We start from the raw sequence: 15,836 nt of genomic DNA on the forward strand, positions 1-15,836 counted from the left end.
CGGTGGGCCGTTGCCTTGGGTTGGCGATGGCTCAGGACCACAGGCCACAGCCTTCAGGGGGAGGAACGATGGCGGACAGCTTCGGACCGATGCGTGGAAAGGACTCCGACGACGGCGAAACCGGCAGGGGACCGGACGCGCGCTCCAGGTACGGGGAGTCGGCCGGCGAGTCGGCGAAGGAGCCGGAGCGGGAGCCGATCCGAGTCCTCGTGGTGGACGACCACGCGCTCTTCCGCCGCGGTCTGGAGATCGTGCTCGCGGCCGAGGAGGACATCCAGGTCGTCGGCGAGGCGGGGGACGGCGCGGAGGCCGTGGAGAAGGCCGCCGACCTGTTGCCGGACATCGTCCTGATGGATGTGCGGATGCCCAGGCGGGGCGGTATCGAGGCGTGCACCTCCATCAAGGAGGTCGCCCCCAGTGCGAAGATCATCATGCTGACGATCAGCGACGAGGAAGCGGACCTCTACGACGCCATCAAGGCGGGCGCGACCGGCTACCTCCTCAAGGAGATCTCCACGGACGAGGTGGCCACCGCCATCCGCGCGGTGGCCGACGGACAGTCGCAGATCAGCCCGTCCATGGCGTCGAAGCTGCTCACCGAGTTCAAGTCGATGATCCAGCGCACCGACGAGCGCCGGCTGGTGCCCGCGCCCCGGCTGACGGACCGTGAACTCGAAGTCCTCAAGCTCGTCGCCACGGGGATGAACAACCGGGACATCGCCAAGGAGTTGTTCATCTCCGAGAACACCGTGAAGAACCACGTGCGCAACATCCTGGAGAAGCTGCAGCTGCACTCCAGGATGGAGGCGGTGGTCTACGCGATGCGGGAGAAGATCCTCGAGATCCGCTGAGCGGAGTCAGGCGAGGGCGCGCGACAGTTCCCGGGTGAGCGGCTCGCGCAGCTCCGGCGGCTCGACCCGCTCCACGCGGACGTCCGTGCAGTCCACCCAGCCCGCGGCCTCGACCAGGGCCTGCGCGACGGCCGGGACCGCCCTGGGGCCGTCCAGCGTGAGCTGCTTGGCCACCAGGGTGCGGCCCTCGCGGGCCGGGTCGACGCGGCCGACGAGCCGGCCGCCGGCGAGCACGGGCATCGCGAAATAGCCGTGCACCCGCTTCTGCTTCGGCACGTAGGCCTCCAGGCGGTGGGTGAAGCCGAAGACCCGCTCGGTGCGCGCCCGCTCCCAGACCAGGGAGTCGAACGGAGACAGCAGCGTCGTGCGGTGGCGTCCGCGCGGAGGTGTGGCGAGGGCCTCGGGATCGGCCCAGGCCGGCTTGGACCAGCCCTCGACCGCGACCGGGACCAGACCCGAGTCGGCGATCACCGCGTCGACCTGATCGCCCTTGAGCCGGTGGTAGTCGGCGAGGTCCGCGCGGGTGCCCACGCCGAGGGACCTGCCGGCCAGGCGGACCAGGCGGCGCAGGCACTCGGCGTCGTCCAGCCCGTCGTGCAGCAGCGCGTGGGGGATCGCGCGCTCGGCGAGGTCGTAGACCCGCTTCCAGCCGCGGCGCTCGACGCACACCACCTCGCCGTACATCAGGGCCCGCTCGACGGCGACCTTGGCGCCGGACCAGTCCCACCACTCGCTGGTGCGCTTCGCGCCACCCAGGTCGGTGGCCGTGAGCGGGCCCTGGGCGCGGAGCTGCTCGACGACCTGGTCGTAGACGCCGTCGGGGAGGTCGTGGTTCCAGTGCGGGCGGGCGCGGTAGGCGCGGCGGCGGAAGGCGAAGTGCGGCCACTCCTCGACCGGCAGCAGGCAGGCCGCGTGCGACCAGTACTCGAACGCGCGCGGCGGCTCGGACCCCGACGTCCAGTACGCGTCCTCGACCGTCGCCCGGCCGACGGCGCCGAGGCGGGCGTAGGGGATCAGCTCGTGGGAGCGGGCGAGGACCGAGATGGTGTCGAGCTGCACGGCGCCCAGGTGACGCAGGACCCCCCGGACACCGGAGCGGCGGTCGGGGGCGCCCAGGAGACCCTGGGCCCGCAGGGCGATGCGGCGGGCCTCGGCCGCCGAGAGGTCCGTGGACGGACGAGGGAGGGACGTCATACGTCCGCACGATAGGGGGCGGCACTGACAACGGCCGGGGCGGCGGACCGGACGGCGGGCGGTGACCTGCCCGGCGGAGACGGGCCGGGCGGAGACGGGCCGGGCGGAGACGGGCCGGGCCACAGGTCACCGGCGGAGCCTGCGGCCCGGCCGGCCGTGGTTCCCGGCAGGAACCGCGGGACAGGTCTTCGCGGGACAGGTTTCAGCCCGGCCTCCGCCCCGGCCCGGGGACGAGCCGGGGACGAGCCGGGGCGGAAGCCGGGCTGAGGGCCGGGAACAACGCCGGGGAGGGGCCGGAAGCCGGTGGGGGAAGGGCCACGGCCGGTGCGTACGGGGGCCGGCGCGAGGGGCCGTTGCCCGGGGCCGGCCGGAAGGCGGCGAGGGCCTCGTGGCCGGCCTGTCCGCCGGCGTGACCGACGAGGGCCCGGGTCCGGCCTCGTGGCCGGGGCCGCCCGGCGGGCCGGAGCCGCCCGGGTCCGGGCGGGCCGTCACTCCACGGCGGGCAGGTACGGGGCCGTCGCCGTGAGGCCCAGGTCGGACGGGAGCAGGGAGCCGACCCAGGAGTCGCGCAGCACCCCCTTGTTGTTGAGCGCGGAGCGCAGGGTCCCCTCGACGACGAAACCCGCCCGTTCCGCCACCGCGCGGGAGGCCCGGTTGCCGACCTCGGCGCGCCATTCCACGCGGTCGACGGACATCTTCGTGAAGGCCCACCGGGAAACGGCGACCACTCCCTCGGTGACGTAGCCGTGGCCGCGGTGCTCCTTGACGCCCCAGTAGCCGATCTCCCCCATCCCCAGGGACCGCATGGTGAGGCCGAGCATGCCGGTGAGCTCCCCGGAGGGGAGGAAGGCGCCGAAGGTGAACATCGAACCGTTCGCCCAGCCGTCCGGGATCATCTCCTCCGTGAAGCCCCGCGCGTGCTCGGGGAGGTACGGGGAGGGGACCGTGGTCCAGCGCTGGATGTCGGCGTCCTGGCAGGCGGCGTACACGGCGTCGGTGTCCTGCGGGCCGACCGTGCGCAGCAGGAGACGGTCCGTGGTGAGGGTGACGGGGTCCATCGGCCGATTCTGCTCACGGAGGGGCGGGCGACGCCAACCCTTTGCCGTACGTGAGGAAATGATCACCCTTCGCACAATTCGACGGGTGGGGCGGCACCATCCGCAGCGGCCGGACGTTGTCCCTTTGAAGCAGCCGTGCAACAGATATGACGCTGCGCGCGGCCACCGTCACGGCAGGCCTCCCGACGTGGTGGGGTCCTCGCATACGATGGCCGTTGCTCAGCAGTGAAACGGAAACCGACCGTCCCAGGCCCGACCGGCAAGGAGACCACCCCCCGTGTCCGTCCTCTCCAAGATCATGCGTGCAGGCGAAGGCAAGATCCTGCGCAAGCTGCACCGCATCGCGGGCCAGGTCAACTCCATCGAAGAGGACTTCGTCGACCTCTCCGACGCCGAGCTGCGGGCCCTCACCGATGAGTACAAGCAGCGGTATGCCGACGGTGAGAGCCTGGACGACCTGCTCCCCGAGGCCTTCGCCACCGTCCGTGAGGCCGCCAAGCGCGTCCTGGGCCAGCGGCACTACGACGTGCAGATCATGGGCGGCGCCGCCCTGCACATGGGATACGTGGCCGAGATGAAGACCGGTGAGGGCAAGACCCTCGTCGGCACGCTGCCGGCGTATCTGAACGCCCTGTCGGGCAAGGGCGTCCACATCATCACGGTCAACGACTACCTGGCCGAGCGCGACTCGGAGATGATGGGCCGCGTCCACAGGTTCCTCGGCCTGGAGGTCGGCTGCATCCTGGCCAACATGACGCCGGCCCAGCGCCGCGAGCAGTACGGCCACGACATCACCTACGGCACGAACAACGAGTTCGGCTTCGACTACCTGCGCGACAACATGGCGTGGTCCAAGGACGAACTCGTCCAGCGCGGCCACAACTTCGCCATCGTCGACGAGGTCGACTCGATCCTCATCGACGAGGCCCGTACGCCGCTGATCATCTCCGGTCCGGCCGACCAGGCCACCAAGTGGTACGGCGACTTCGCCAAGCTGGTCAAGCGCCTCAAGCGCGGCGAGGCCGGCAACCCGCTCAAGGGCATCGAGGAGACCGGCGACTACGAGGTCGACGAGAAGAAGCGCACGGTCGCCATCCACGAGTCCGGAGTCGCCAAGGTCGAGGACTGGCTGGGCATCGACAACCTCTACGAGTCGGTCAACACCCCGCTGGTGGGCTACCTGAACAACGCCATCAAGGCGAAGGAGCTCTTCAAGGCCGACAAGGACTACGTGATCATCGACGACGAGGTCATGATCGTCGACGAGCACACCGGCCGTATCCTCGCGGGCCGCCGCTACAACGAGGGCATGCACCAGGCGATCGAGGCGAAGGAGGGGGTGCCGATCAAGGACGAGAACCAGACGCTCGCCACCATCACCCTCCAGAACTTCTTCCGCCTCTACAAGCGCCGCGACCACGACGACAAGGAACAGCCGGGCCTGTCCGGCATGACCGGTACGGCGATGACCGAGGCCGCCGAGTTCCACCAGATCTACAAGCTCGGCGTGGTCCCCATCCCGACCAACCGGGACATGGTCCGCAAGGACCAGGCGGACCTGATCTACCGCACCGAGGTCGCCAAGTTCGAGGCCGTCGTCGACGACATCGAGGAGAAGCACGGCAAGGGTCAGCCGATCCTGGTCGGCACCACCTCGGTGGAGAAGTCCGAGTACCTCTCGCAGCAGCTCAGCAAGCGCGGCATCCAGCACGAGGTGCTGAACGCCAAGCACCACGACCGTGAGGCCACGATCGTCGCCCAGGCCGGCCGCAGGGGCGCCGTCACCGTGGCGACCAACATGGCCGGCCGTGGTACGGACATCAAGCTGGGCGGCAACCCCGAGGACCTCGCCGAGGCGGAGCTGCGCCAGCGCGGCCTCGACCCCGAGGAGCACATCGAGGAGTGGGCGCACGCCCTGCCGGAGGCGCTCGCGCGGGCCGAGGAAGCGGTCAAGGCCGAGAAGGACGAGGTCGAGCGGCTCGGCGGACTCTACGTGCTCGGCACCGAGCGTCACGAGTCGCGGCGGATCGACAACCAGCTGCGCGGCCGTTCCGGCCGTCAGGGCGACCCCGGCGAGTCCCGCTTCTACCTGTCGCTCGGCGACGACCTGATGCGCCTGTTCAAGGCCCAGATGGTCGAGCGCGTGATGTCCATGGCGAACGTGCCGGACGACGTGCCGATCGAGAACAAGATGGTCACGCGCGCGATCGCGTCGGCCCAGTCGCAGGTCGAGACGCAGAACTTCGAGACCCGTAAGAACGTCCTGAAGTACGACGAGGTCCTCAACCGCCAGCGCGAGGTCATCTACGGCGAGCGGCGCCGTGTCCTGGAGGGCGAGGACCTGCAGGAGCAGATCCACCACTTCATGGACGACACCATCGACGCCTACGTCCAGGCGGAGACGGCCGAGGGCTTCCCCGAGGACTGGGACCTGGACCGGCTGTGGGGCGCTTTCAAGCAGCTCTACCCGGTCAGGATCACGGTCGAGGAGCTGGAGGAGGAGGCCGGCGACCGGGCCGGGCTGACGGCGGAGTACATCGGCGACACGGTCAAGGACGACATCCGCGAGCAGTACGAGCAGCGTGAGGCGCAGCTCGGCTCGGAGATCATGCGTGAGCTGGAGCGCCGGGTCGTGCTGTCGGTCCTGGACCGCAAGTGGCGCGAGCACCTCTACGAGATGGACTACCTCCAGGAGGGCATCGGCCTGCGCGCGATGGCGCAGAAGGACCCCCTGGTCGAGTACCAGCGCGAGGGCTTCGACATGTTCACCGCGATGATGGACGGCATCAAGGAGGAGTCCGTCGGTTACCTGTTCAACCTGGAGGTCCAGGTCGAGCAGCAGGTCGAGGAGGTCCCGGTGGAGGACGCCAGGCCGGAGCCGGCGGCGCAGGACGCGGTGCCCGCTCAGGCGGGTGCCCGGCCGGAGATCCGCGCGAAGGGGCTCGACGCCCCACAGCGGCGGAACCTGCACTTCTCCGCGCCGACGGTGGACGGCGAGGGCGGCACCGTCGAGGGCGAGTTCGCCGAGGACGAGCCGGTGCGCTCCGAGGCCGACGGCCTCACGCGCGCCGAGCGCCGCAAGCAGGCGCGGGGCGGACGCCGCCGCAAGAAGTGACCGCTGCTCCACCGGGAGGCGTGAGCTGCCGGTGGAGGGGCGGGCCGGTGCCCCTCCCGGGACGTTGCTGGTCCATCGCGGCCTTCGCGTGACGTCGGCTCCCAGGACCTTGTCGTGGTCCTGGGAGCCGACGTTGTCGTATTCCCCGGGAGTGCAAGCCTGCGGCCTGCGCGGATCCCGCTACTGCGGACTCGGCAGGACCAGCCTCCAGCACCAGCTCACCGGCGCCGCGATCACCCTCATCCGCATCAACGCCCGGCCTACCGACAAGCCCCGCGTCCGGACCCGGGCCAGCCCCCTGGCAGCACTTCGCCCCGCCGCATAACGACGGGGGGAAGCATCAGGGCCGGGGATCAAGCCAACAGTGTCCCCCAGGGGTGTCCGGCCCTCGGGCGCCGTACGGGGCCCGAGGGGGACGCCCGGGGCTCAGCGGCCGTGCGGGCGGGGCGGGCGGGGGCCGCCCAGCTCCACGGCGGTGCAGCGCCAGCGCAGGTCGTTGCCCTGTTCGAGGCGGAAGGCCATGGCCCGCAGCCTGTCACCCGCACCGATCCGGGCGAACACCTCGAGGGCACCCTCGCGGGGGACGTAGTAGCCGATGTCGCGCACGACGGGCCGGGTGCCGCGGGTGCGCAGCGGACCGCGCTCGGCGAGGTCCGCCAGCTCGTCGTAGGCGCGGCCCGCGGTGTGCCGGAGCATGGAGTGGACGGGCCGCTGACCGCTCAGGACGGCGAGGAGCAGTTCGGCGAAGTGGTCGGTGGGGCGGGGCTGCGGGACGGGTCGGCGGGGGGTCCGGACGGGCGCCCGGGGGGCGGCGGGTGCCGGCTCCCGGGCAGGGACGGCGGCCGGTCCGGGGGCGTCGGTGAGGTGCGGCGGTCGGCGCGTGGCGGGACGCGGAGCGCGGGCGGGGACGGTCCCCGCCGCGCGCACGGACGCTTCCTGCGCGGGGCCCGCGGGCAGCGGCAGTGGCAGGCGACGAGGGCGTCCGGGCGTCGCCGGGGCTGTCGCGGCGGAGGACGGCGGGCGGTTGTCGGCGGGGCGGGTGGAAGCGGCGCGGGGCGGGGGAGAGGGACGGTCCTCGCCGTGCGGCGGGGCGGGGGCGGTGCCTCCTGCGGGGATGCGCGGCGGGGTGGTGCCGGTCGGGCGGCGCGTGTCGCGGCGGCCGGGAGGGCGCGTGCCGGTGCGGCGCTGTGCCCTGGTCATGACCTTGTTCATGGGACCCCGTTCAACGGGCCGGGCGGCGCCGCCGGCCGGGGGCCGGGGCGATACCAGGCAGTAACTTCGTGGTGGGGATCTTCTACGGGGCGACGCGGGGCGGCGGCAAGGAACCGTGAGCCGTGTCGGGGGGGCCGGAGGGTTCACTTATCCGAGTGAACGACACCCGGTCGGCCCCGCACGGGGGCGGGCGTACCGGGTGAATTCCGGGCCCGGAGTGGACGCCGCCGAGGGGGTGGGCAGCAACCCGATGGGGGACGCCCGCACGTATCCTGAAGGACCACCTGGCCGGATGCGGCCGTCCCTCCCCGAGGTGTCCCGCGGTCCCCGGCGGACCCCCGACCACGAAAGCGGCCGACATGCGCGTCTACGTCCCCCTGACCCTCTCCGGTCTCGCCGAGGCGTACCGGACGGGAGAGCTGGGCGCGGGGCCGCTCCCCGCCTACGGCGTGACGCCCGCGCTGCGCGAGTGGTACCGCTCCGAGGACCTCGAGGAACTGGAGTACGCGGCGCTGGGCCGTGCCGCGCTGGCCTCGCTGCGGCTGCTGGCGGCGGACGCCGGAGCCCCGCGACGCCGGGTCGTGGTCGCCGTGGACGTACCCGACCGGGCGGCCTCGGCCGGTCCCTCCGGCCCCGGTGAGCTGCGGGTCGACGGTCCCGTACGGCTGGACCGGGCGGCCGCGGTGCACGTGGACGCGGCGGACGCGGAGTCGGACGTGGCGTCGGCCGCGCAGGCCCTGCCCGCGGCGGACGCCGGGGACGCAGGCGCGCAGTCCGCCGTGGACGGGGCGGAGGACCACGAACTGCTGTGGTACGCCACGCAGGAGATCCCGAACCTGGTGGGACCGACGGCCTAGGCGCGACACCGAGGGGCGCGGCGGTGTCCTCGTGTCGGCGTCGGCCGGGCGGGGCACGGGGTTCGTCGTCGTGCTCGTGGTCGTCGGATACGGCGCCGACCTGCTGTTCTCCCCGTGGACGCTCCTGTTGGTCGTCAAGCGGTCTGGAGCCGGTCGCGGTGGTTGTCGGCGAGGTCGCCGTCGCGGCGGACGCCGCGTTCGGGGGTGGAGATCACGGCGGGCCGGACTCCGAAGCGGCGGGCTGCGGTGGTGCGGGTGGTGTTCTTCGGCTGCCGCAGTGGCCGGCGGTGTGCGGGACGGCGGCCGTGGTGGTCGGTGGGGGCGGGTACTTTTTCTGCATGGGGATGCACAGGGACGCGCACATCGTCTGGGACTGGAACGGCACGCTGTTCCACGACGTCGACGCGGTCATCGGGGCGACGAACGCGGCCTTCGCCGAGCTGGGTCTGGAGTCGCTGACGCTGGAGCGGTACCGGGAGCTGTACTGCGTGCCGGTGCCGAGGTTCTACGAGCGGCTGATGGGGCGGCTGCCCACCGGGACCGAGTGGGAGCTGATGGACGCGACCTTCCACCGGTACTACACCGAACACCGGGTGCGGTGCGCGCTCACCGAGGGCGCGGCGGAGCTGCTGGCCGGATGGACGTCGGCGGGGCGCAGCCAGTCGATCCTCAGCATGTACGGGCACGAGGACCTGGTGCCCCTGGTCCGGGGCTTCGGCATCGAGCCGCACTTCCTGCGCGTCGACGGGCGGACCGGGCCGTCCGGTGGCGGCAAGGCGGAGCACATGGTGCGGCACCTCGGCGCGCTGACCGGCGTGGACCCGGAGCGCACGGTGGTGATCGGCGATGCCGCCGACGACGCGCTGGCCGCGCGGCACGTGGGGGCGTCGGCCGTGCTCTACACCGGCGGCTCGCACAGCAGGGCGAGCCTCGAGGCGGTGGGGGTGCCGGTGGTGGACACGCTGGCGGAGGCCGTGGAGGAAGCGCAGCGCCTGGCGGGCTGAGCCGGGTGCCAGCGCCAGGGTGCAGGGCGGACGGCGGGGGGAACGGACGACGGAGAACCCGGTGGCACCGGGGCGCACTGTGCGGAACGTCAAAGTTCCACCCCGTGTTTTGTACACATACGGCTCATGACGGGCCCCCCGCGAGGGGCGATAGCCTGGGTGGCGTGATCAGCGCGATAGCTCGCGGGGGCCTCGCCGTCCCTGCTGTGCGCCCGGCGAGCACGGACGACATCCGTGGCCGGGTGACGCTCGCTGGTCCTCGCGGGCGGGACGGGACCCGCAGGGTCCCCGGGACGCGCCGCATCCCCCGGGTCCACACGTCGCGGAGAGCGACGTCACACCCGTCGGGCGCGTCGGAACGGGCAGAGAAGCCCCCGCTCGTCTCATCCTGCGGCATAGCGTCGGTACGGAGCGGGCACCCCGCCACGTACCACCGCACCGCGGGCGCAGAGACCGTACTTCCTTCTACGTCACGCAACGGCGCGCGACAGGAGCCAAGAGGACAATGCAGACCAAGCTGGACGAAGCAAAGGCCGAGCTGCTCGAAAAGGCTGCCCGGGTAGCTGAGAACAGCCCGGCCGGGGGGAAACTGCCGACCGGGACGACGGACAAGGGCACGCCCGACCGGGACACCGTGCTCGCGTTCCTCCAGCGCTACTACCTGCACACCGCCCCGGAGGACCTTGTCGGCCGCGACCCGGTCGACATCTTCGGAGCAGCCGTCTCCCACTTCCGGCTGGCCGAGAGCCGCCCCCAGGGCACGGCCAGTGTCCGGGTCCACACCCCGACCGTCGAGGAGAACGGCTGGACGTGCAGCCACTCCGTCGTCGAGGTGGTCACCGACGACATGCCCTTCCTCGTGGACTCCGTCACCAACGAGCTGACCCGGCAGGGCCGCGGCATCCACGTCGTCATCCACCCGCAGGTGGTGGTGCGCCGCGACCTCACCGGCAAGCTGATCGAGGTGCGCGCCGAACCCGCCGGGGGCGAGCTGCCGCACGACGCCCACGTCGAGTCCTGGATCCACGTCGAGACCGACCGTGAGAGCGACCGCGGGGACCTCAAGCAGATCACCGTCGACCTGCTGCGCGTCCTGTCCGACGTCCGCGAGGCCGTCGAGGACTGGGGCAAGATGCGGCAGGCGGCGACCCTGCTGGCCGACGGCCTGCCCGACGAACCCGTCCCCGCCGACGTGCCGGGCAGGCAGGTCGAGGAGGCCAGGGAGCTGCTGCGCTGGCTCGCCGACGACCACTTCACCTTCCTCGGCTACCGCGAGTACCAGCTGCGGGACGACGACTCGCTGGCCGCCGTCCCCGGCACCGGCCTCGGCATACTGCGCTCCGACCCGCACCACCTCACCGACGACGGCCACCCGGTCAGCCCGTCCTTCGAGCGGCTGCCCGCCGACGCCCGCGCCAAGGCGCGCGAGCACAAGCTGCTCGTCCTGACCAAGGCCAACAGCCGGGCCACCGTGCACCGGCCGTCCTACCTGGACTACATCGGCGTCAAGAAGTTCGACGCGGACGGCAATGTCGTCGGCGAGCGCCGCTTCCTCGGCCTGTTCTCCTCCGCCGCCTACACCGAGTCCGTCCGCCGGGTCCCGGTGATCCGCCGCAAGGTCGAGGAGGTCCTCGAGCGCGCCGGCTTCTCGCCGCACAGCCACGACGGGCGCGACCTGCTGCAGATCCTGGAGACCTACCCGCGCGACGAGCTCTTCCAGACCCCGGCCGACGAGCTCCGGGCCATCGCCACCTCGGTGCTCTACCTCCAGGAGCGCCGCCGCCTCAGGCTCTACCTGCGCCAGGACGAGTACGGGCGCTACTACTCCGCCCTCGTCTACCTCCCGCGCGACCGCTACACCACCGGCGTGCGGCTGAGGATCATCGACATCCTCAAGGAGGAGCTCGGCGGCATCAGCGTCGACTTCACCGCCTGGAACACCGAGTCGATCCTCTCCCGGCTGCACTTCGTGGTCCGCGTCCCGCAGGGCACCGAGCTGCCGCAGCTCTCCGAGCACGACCGCGAGCGCATCGAGGCCCGGCTCGTCGAGGCCGCCCGCTCCTGGGCCGACGGCTTCGGCGAGGCCCTCACCGCCGAACTGGGCGAGGAGCGCGCCGCCGAACTGCTGCGCCGCTACTCGGGCGCCTTCGCCGAGGGCTACAAGGCCGACCACACGCCGCGCGGCGCCGTCGCCGACCTGGTCCGCCTCGAACAGCTCGACGAGGAGAGGAACTTCGAGCTCAGCCTGTACGAGCCGGTGGGCGCGACACCCGAGGAGCGCCGCTTCAAGATCTACCGCAAGGGTGAGGCCGTCTCCCTCTCCGCCGTGCTGCCGGTGCTCCAGCGGCTCGGCGTCGAGGTCGTCGACGAGCGGCCCTACGAGCTGCGCTGCTCCGACCGCAGCGTGGCCTGGATCTACGACTTCGGGCTGCGGCTGCCCAGGACCCCCGGCGGCGCCGACTACCTCGGTGACGACGCCCGTGAGCGGTTCCAGGACGCCTTCGCGGCGACCTGGACCGGCAAGGCGGAGAACGACGGCTTCAACACCCTCGTGCTGAGCGCCGGGCTGACCTGGCGGCAGGCGACGGTGCTGCGCGCGTACGCCAAGTACCTGCGCCAGGCGGGCTCCACCTTCAGCCAGGACTACATGGAGGACACCCTCCGCAACAACGTCCACACCACCCGGCTGCTCGTCTCCCTGTTCGAGGCGCGGATGGCGCCGGAGCGGCAGGGCGCCGGGTTCGAGCTGGTGGACGCGCTGCTGGAGGAGCTCGACGCCGCCCTCGACCAGGTCGCCTCGCTCGACGAGGACCGCATCCTGCGCTCCTTCCTCACGGTGATCAAGGCGACGCTGCGCACCAACTTCTTCCAGGAGACGAGCGGCGGCCGCCCGCACGACTACGTCTCCATGAAGTTCGACCCGCAGGCCATGCCCGACCTGCCGGCGCCGCGTCCGGCGTTCGAGATCTGGGTGTACTCGCCGCGGGTGGAGGGCGTGCACCTGCGGTTCGGCAAGGTCGCGCGCGGCGGCCTGCGCTGGTCGGACCGCCGGGAGGACTTCCGCACCGAGATCCTGGGCCTGGTCAAGGCGCAGATGGTGAAGAACACCGTCATCGTGCCGGTCGGCGCCAAGGGCGGCTTCGTCGCCAAGCAGCTGCCGGACCCGTCCGTGGACCGCGACGCCTGGATGGCCGAGGGCGTCGCCGCGTACAGGACGTTCATCTCGGCGCTGCTCGACATCACCGACAACATGGTGGCCGGCGCGGTCGTGCCCCCGGCGGACGTCGTCCGGCACGACGGGGACGACCCCTATCTCGTCGTCGCGGCCGACAAGGGCACCGCCAGGTTCTCGGACACCGCCAACGAGGTCGCCGAGGCCTACGACTTCTGGCTCGGCGACGCCTTCGCCTCCGGCGGCAGCGCCGGATACGACCACAAGGGCATGGGCATCACGGCCCGCGGCGCCTGGGAGTCCGTCAAGCGGCACTTCCGGGAGCTGGGCGTGGACACCCAGAGCCAGGACTTCACGGTCGTCGGCATCGGCGACATGTCCGGTGACGTGTTCGGCAACGGCATGCTGCTCAGCGAACACATCCGGCTGGTCGCCGCCTTCGACCACCGGCACATCTTCATCGACCCCACCCCGGACGCGGCCGTCGGTCACGCCGAGCGCCGCCGCCTGTTCGACCTGCCGCGCAGCTCCTGGGAGGACTACGACACCGCCCTGCTGTCGGCCGGCGGCGGCGTGTTCCCGCGCAGCGCCAAGTCCGTCCCGGTCAACGCGCAGATCCGCGAGGCCCTCGGCATCGAGTCGGGGGTCACCAAGATGACCCCGGCGGACCTGATGAAGGCGATCCTCAAGGCGCCGGTGGACCTGCTGTGGAACGGCGGCATCGGCACGTACGTCAAGGCGGCGAGCGAGTCCAACGCCGACGTCGGCGACAAGGCCAACGACCCCATCCGTGTCGACGGCAAGGACCTGCGGGTCGACGTCGTCGGCGAAGGCGGCAACCTGGGCATGACCCAGCTCGGCCGGATCGAGTTCGCGCTGCACGGCGGCCGGATCAACACCGACGCCATCGACAACAGCGCCGGCGTGGACACCTCCGACCACGAGGTGAACATCAAGATCCTGCTCAACACCCTGGTCGCGGACGGCGACATGACGGTCAAGCAGCGCAACAAGCTGCTCGCCTCGATGACCGACGAGGTCGGCGGGCTGGTGCTGCGCGCCAACTACGCGCAGAACACCGCCATCGCCAACGCCCTGGCCCAGTCCAAGGACATGCTCCACGCCCAGCAGCGCTTCATGAAGTACCTGGTGCGCGAGGGCCACCTCGACCGGGCCCTGGAGTTCCTCCCCGCAGACCGCCAGATCCGCGAGCGGCTGAGCGCCGGTCAGGGCCTGACCGGTCCGGAGACGGCCGTCCTGATGGCGTACACGAAGATCACGGTCGCCGACGAGCTGCTGCGCACCTCACTGCCCGACGACCCGTATCTCAGGGTGCTGCTGCACTCCTACTTCCCGGCCCCGCTGCGCGAGCAGTTCCCCGACCGGATCGACGTGCACCCGCTGCGTCGCGAGATCATCACGACCGTCCTGGTCAACGACACGGTCAACACGGGCGGCACGACGTACCTGCACCGGATGCGGGAGGAGACCGGCGCCTCGCTGGAGGAGATCGTCCGGGCCCAGACCGCGGCCCGCGCGATCTTCCGTGCCGCCGCGGTGTGGGACGGGGTCGAGGCCCTCGACACGTTGGTCGCGGCGGACGTCCAGACCCGGATCAGGCTGCACTCGCGCCGTCTGGTGGAGCGCGGCACGCGCTGGCTGCTGAACAACCGGCCGCAGCCGCTGGAGCTCGAGGAGACGGTGACGTTCTTCGCCGAGCGCGTCGAGCTGGTCTGGTCCCAGCTGCCCAAGCTGCTGCGCGGCGCGGACCTGAAGTGGTTCCAGAAGATCCACGACGAGCTGACGGGCGTCGGCGTCCCCTCGGAACTCGCCACCCGGGTGGCCGGGTTCTCCTCCGCGTTCGCGGCGATCGACATCGTCTCGGTGGCCGACCGCATGGGCAGGGAGCCGCTGGACGTCGCCGAGGTGTACTACGACCTCGCCGACCGGCTGCGCATCACCCAGCTGATGGACAGGATCAGCGAGCTGCCCCGCGCCGACCGCTGGCAGTCCATGGCCCGCGCGGCGATCCGCGAGGACCTGTACGCGGCGCACTCGGCGGTCACGGCCGACGTGCTCGCGGCGGGCGACGGCACGGCGACACCGGAGCAGCGGTTCACGGTGTGGGAGGCGAAGAACGAGGCGATCATCGGCCGGGCCCGCACCACCCTGGACGAGATCCAGAGTTCGGACACCTTCGACCTGGCGAACCTGTCGGTGGCGATGCGGACGATGCGGACGCTGCTGCGCTCGCACGCGTAGGGCGCCGCGCGCACGCGCACGGCTCACCACCCGCAGGGGCGCCCCGGACCATCCTGTCCGGGGCGCCCCTGCGGCGTTGCGGTGCCGGTGCTCAGGCGGGCTTCGAAACGGGCTCGGTCCCGGGCTTCGGCTCGCTCTTGGGCTTCGGTTTCGGTTTCGGGGCGGGCCTGCGGGCCTTGTCCGGGCCGCCGGTGAACTTCTCGTACTCCTTGAGCACCTCGTCCGTCGGGCCGTCCATGCGCAGTTCGCCCCGCTCCAGCCACAGCACGCGGTCGCAGGTGTCACGGATCGACTTGTTGCTGTGGCTGACCAGGAACACCGTCCCGGCGTGCTTGCGCAGCTCGCGGATGCGGTCCTCGGAACGCTTCTGGAAGGAGCGGTCGCCGGTGGCCAGCGCCTCGTCGACGAGGAGGACGTCGTGGTCCTTGGCCGCCGCGATGGAGAAGCGGAGCCGGGCGGCCATGCCGGAGGAGTAGGTGCGCATCGGCAGGGTGATGAAGTCGCCCTTCTCGTTGATGCCGGAGAAGTCGACGATCTCCTGGTAGCGCTCCCGGACCTCCTCGCGGGACATGCCCATGGCGAGCCCGCCCAGCATGACGTTGCGCTCACCGGTGAGGTCGTTCATCAGGGCGGCGTTGACGCCGAGCAGGGAGGGCTGGCCGTCGGTGTAGATCCGGCCGTTCTCCACCGGGAGCAGTCCGGCGACGGCCTTGAGCAGGGTCGACTTGCCGGAGCCGTTGGTGCCGATGAGGCCGATGGCCTCGCCCCGGTGGGCGACGAAGGACACGTTGCGCACCGCGTGGACCTTGCGCACGCCGGACGCCTTCTCGGTCTTGCGGCGGCGCACGATGCGGTTGAGGGCGGCGGTGGCGCTGCCGCGTCCGGCGCCGGTGCCGTTGACCCGGTAGACGATGTCGACGCCGTCGGCGACGACGGTGGGGATCTTCTCGTCGGTGTTGTCAGCCACGGCCGTACCTCTCCTCAGCCTTCCAGAAGTAGACGAAGCCGGTCACGCCGGCCAGCAGCGCCCAGCCCAGCGCGAACGCCCACACGTGCGGCGGCAGGTACGAGGACCCGTAGCCGTCGATCAGCGCGAAGCGGACCAGGTCCA

The 15,836-nt window shown here is 71.6% G+C and carries 10 protein-coding genes and 2 pseudogenes; 6 read left to right on the forward strand and 6 right to left on the reverse strand.

The window, feature by feature from the left end; genetic code table 11:
• Positions 1–68: 68 nt before the first annotated feature.
• Positions 69–851 (forward strand): response regulator, encoded by a 783-nt coding sequence (locus tag ORI94_RS33400; RefSeq protein ID WP_266082573.1) that lies wholly within the window; start codon positions 69–71, stop codon positions 849–851.
• Between the two features lie 6 nt (positions 852–857).
• Here ORI94_RS33400 and ORI94_RS33405 read toward each other — a convergent pair whose 3' ends face one another.
• Positions 858–2,045: a winged helix-turn-helix domain-containing protein gene (locus ORI94_RS33405; protein WP_266082575.1), complete on the reverse strand. Its 1,188-nt coding sequence runs from the start codon at positions 2,043–2,045 to the stop codon at positions 858–860.
• 488 nt (positions 2,046–2,533) lie between these two features.
• A complete protein-coding gene (locus ORI94_RS33410; RefSeq protein ID WP_266082577.1) occupies positions 2,534–3,103 on the reverse strand; it encodes a GNAT family N-acetyltransferase in 570 nt (189 codons plus the stop codon).
• Positions 3,104–3,380: 277 nt separating this feature from the next.
• Here ORI94_RS33410 and secA point away from each other — a divergent pair, with 277 nt between their 5' ends.
• Both secA and ORI94_RS35665 read left to right on the forward strand, forming a co-directional pair.
• Positions 3,381–6,218 (forward strand): preprotein translocase subunit SecA, encoded by a 2,838-nt coding sequence (secA, locus tag ORI94_RS33415; RefSeq protein ID WP_266082579.1) that lies wholly within the window; start codon positions 3,381–3,383, stop codon positions 6,216–6,218.
• A gap of 136 nt (positions 6,219–6,354) precedes the next feature.
• A pseudogene (locus ORI94_RS35665) lies at positions 6,355–6,543 on the forward strand (IS5/IS1182 family transposase); the annotation flags it as partial.
• A gap of 101 nt (positions 6,544–6,644) precedes the next feature.
• On the opposite strand, the gene ORI94_RS33420 reads toward ORI94_RS35665, so the two are convergent.
• A complete protein-coding gene (locus ORI94_RS33420) occupies positions 6,645–7,430 on the reverse strand; it encodes an Rv3235 family protein (protein ID WP_266082581.1) in 786 nt (261 codons plus the stop codon).
• 359 nt (positions 7,431–7,789) lie between these two features.
• Between ORI94_RS33420 and ORI94_RS33425 the strand changes: the two genes are divergently transcribed.
• Positions 7,790–8,287 (forward strand): DUF6912 family protein, encoded by a 498-nt coding sequence (locus ORI94_RS33425; protein ID WP_266082583.1) that lies wholly within the window; start codon positions 7,790–7,792, stop codon positions 8,285–8,287.
• A gap of 134 nt (positions 8,288–8,421) precedes the next feature.
• On the opposite strand, the gene ORI94_RS33430 is transcribed toward ORI94_RS33425, so the two are convergent.
• On the reverse strand, positions 8,422–8,637 hold the full coding sequence (locus ORI94_RS33430) for an XRE family transcriptional regulator (protein ID WP_266082585.1): 216 nt from the start codon (positions 8,635–8,637) through the stop codon (positions 8,422–8,424).
• Between ORI94_RS33430 and ORI94_RS33435 the strand changes: the two genes are divergently transcribed.
• Positions 8,626–9,291, forward strand: a complete 666-nt coding sequence (locus tag ORI94_RS33435) for an HAD family hydrolase (protein WP_266082587.1) — start codon at positions 8,626–8,628, stop codon at positions 9,289–9,291. The genes ORI94_RS33430 and ORI94_RS33435 overlap by 12 nt on opposite strands.
• A gap of 505 nt (positions 9,292–9,796) precedes the next feature.
• Positions 9,797–14,725, forward strand: coding sequence for an NAD-glutamate dehydrogenase (locus ORI94_RS33440; protein WP_266082589.1), 4,929 nt, complete (start codon positions 9,797–9,799; stop codon positions 14,723–14,725).
• A 91-nt stretch (positions 14,726–14,816) separates the two neighbouring features.
• On the opposite strand, the gene ORI94_RS33445 is transcribed toward ORI94_RS33440, so the two are convergent.
• Both ORI94_RS33445 and ORI94_RS33450 read right to left on the reverse strand, forming a co-directional pair.
• Complete coding sequence (locus tag ORI94_RS33445) at positions 14,817–15,692, reverse strand: ABC transporter ATP-binding protein (protein WP_266082591.1); 876 nt, start codon at positions 15,690–15,692, stop codon at positions 14,817–14,819.
• Positions 15,685–15,836: pseudogene (locus tag ORI94_RS33450) on the reverse strand (ABC transporter permease); the annotation flags it as partial. The pseudogene ORI94_RS33450 and the gene ORI94_RS33445, both read right to left, overlap by 8 nt.

Source organism: Streptomyces sp. NEAU-W12, assembly GCF_026242095.1.
GTDB lineage: Bacteria > Actinomycetota > Actinomycetes > Streptomycetales > Streptomycetaceae > Streptomyces.

Excerpts from the sequence above, each read along its gene's own strand:
- ORI94_RS33435 (WP_266082587.1), top strand. The coding sequence starts at position 8,626 with ATGGGGATGCACAGGGACGCGCACATCGTCTGGGACTGGAACGGCACG.
- ORI94_RS33405 (WP_266082575.1), bottom strand. The coding sequence starts at position 2,045 with ATGACGTCCCTCCCTCGTCCGTCCACGGACCTCTCGGCGGCCGAGGCC.
- ORI94_RS33400 (WP_266082573.1), top strand. The coding sequence starts at position 69 with ATGGCGGACAGCTTCGGACCGATGCGTGGAAAGGACTCCGACGACGGC.
- ORI94_RS33410 (WP_266082577.1), bottom strand. The coding sequence starts at position 3,103 with ATGGACCCCGTCACCCTCACCACGGACCGTCTCCTGCTGCGCACGGTC.
- ORI94_RS33420 (WP_266082581.1), bottom strand. The coding sequence starts at position 7,430 with ATGAACAAGGTCATGACCAGGGCACAGCGCCGCACCGGCACGCGCCCT.
- ORI94_RS33425 (WP_266082583.1), top strand. The coding sequence starts at position 7,790 with ATGCGCGTCTACGTCCCCCTGACCCTCTCCGGTCTCGCCGAGGCGTAC.
- ORI94_RS33440 (WP_266082589.1), top strand. The coding sequence starts at position 9,797 with ATGCAGACCAAGCTGGACGAAGCAAAGGCCGAGCTGCTCGAAAAGGCT.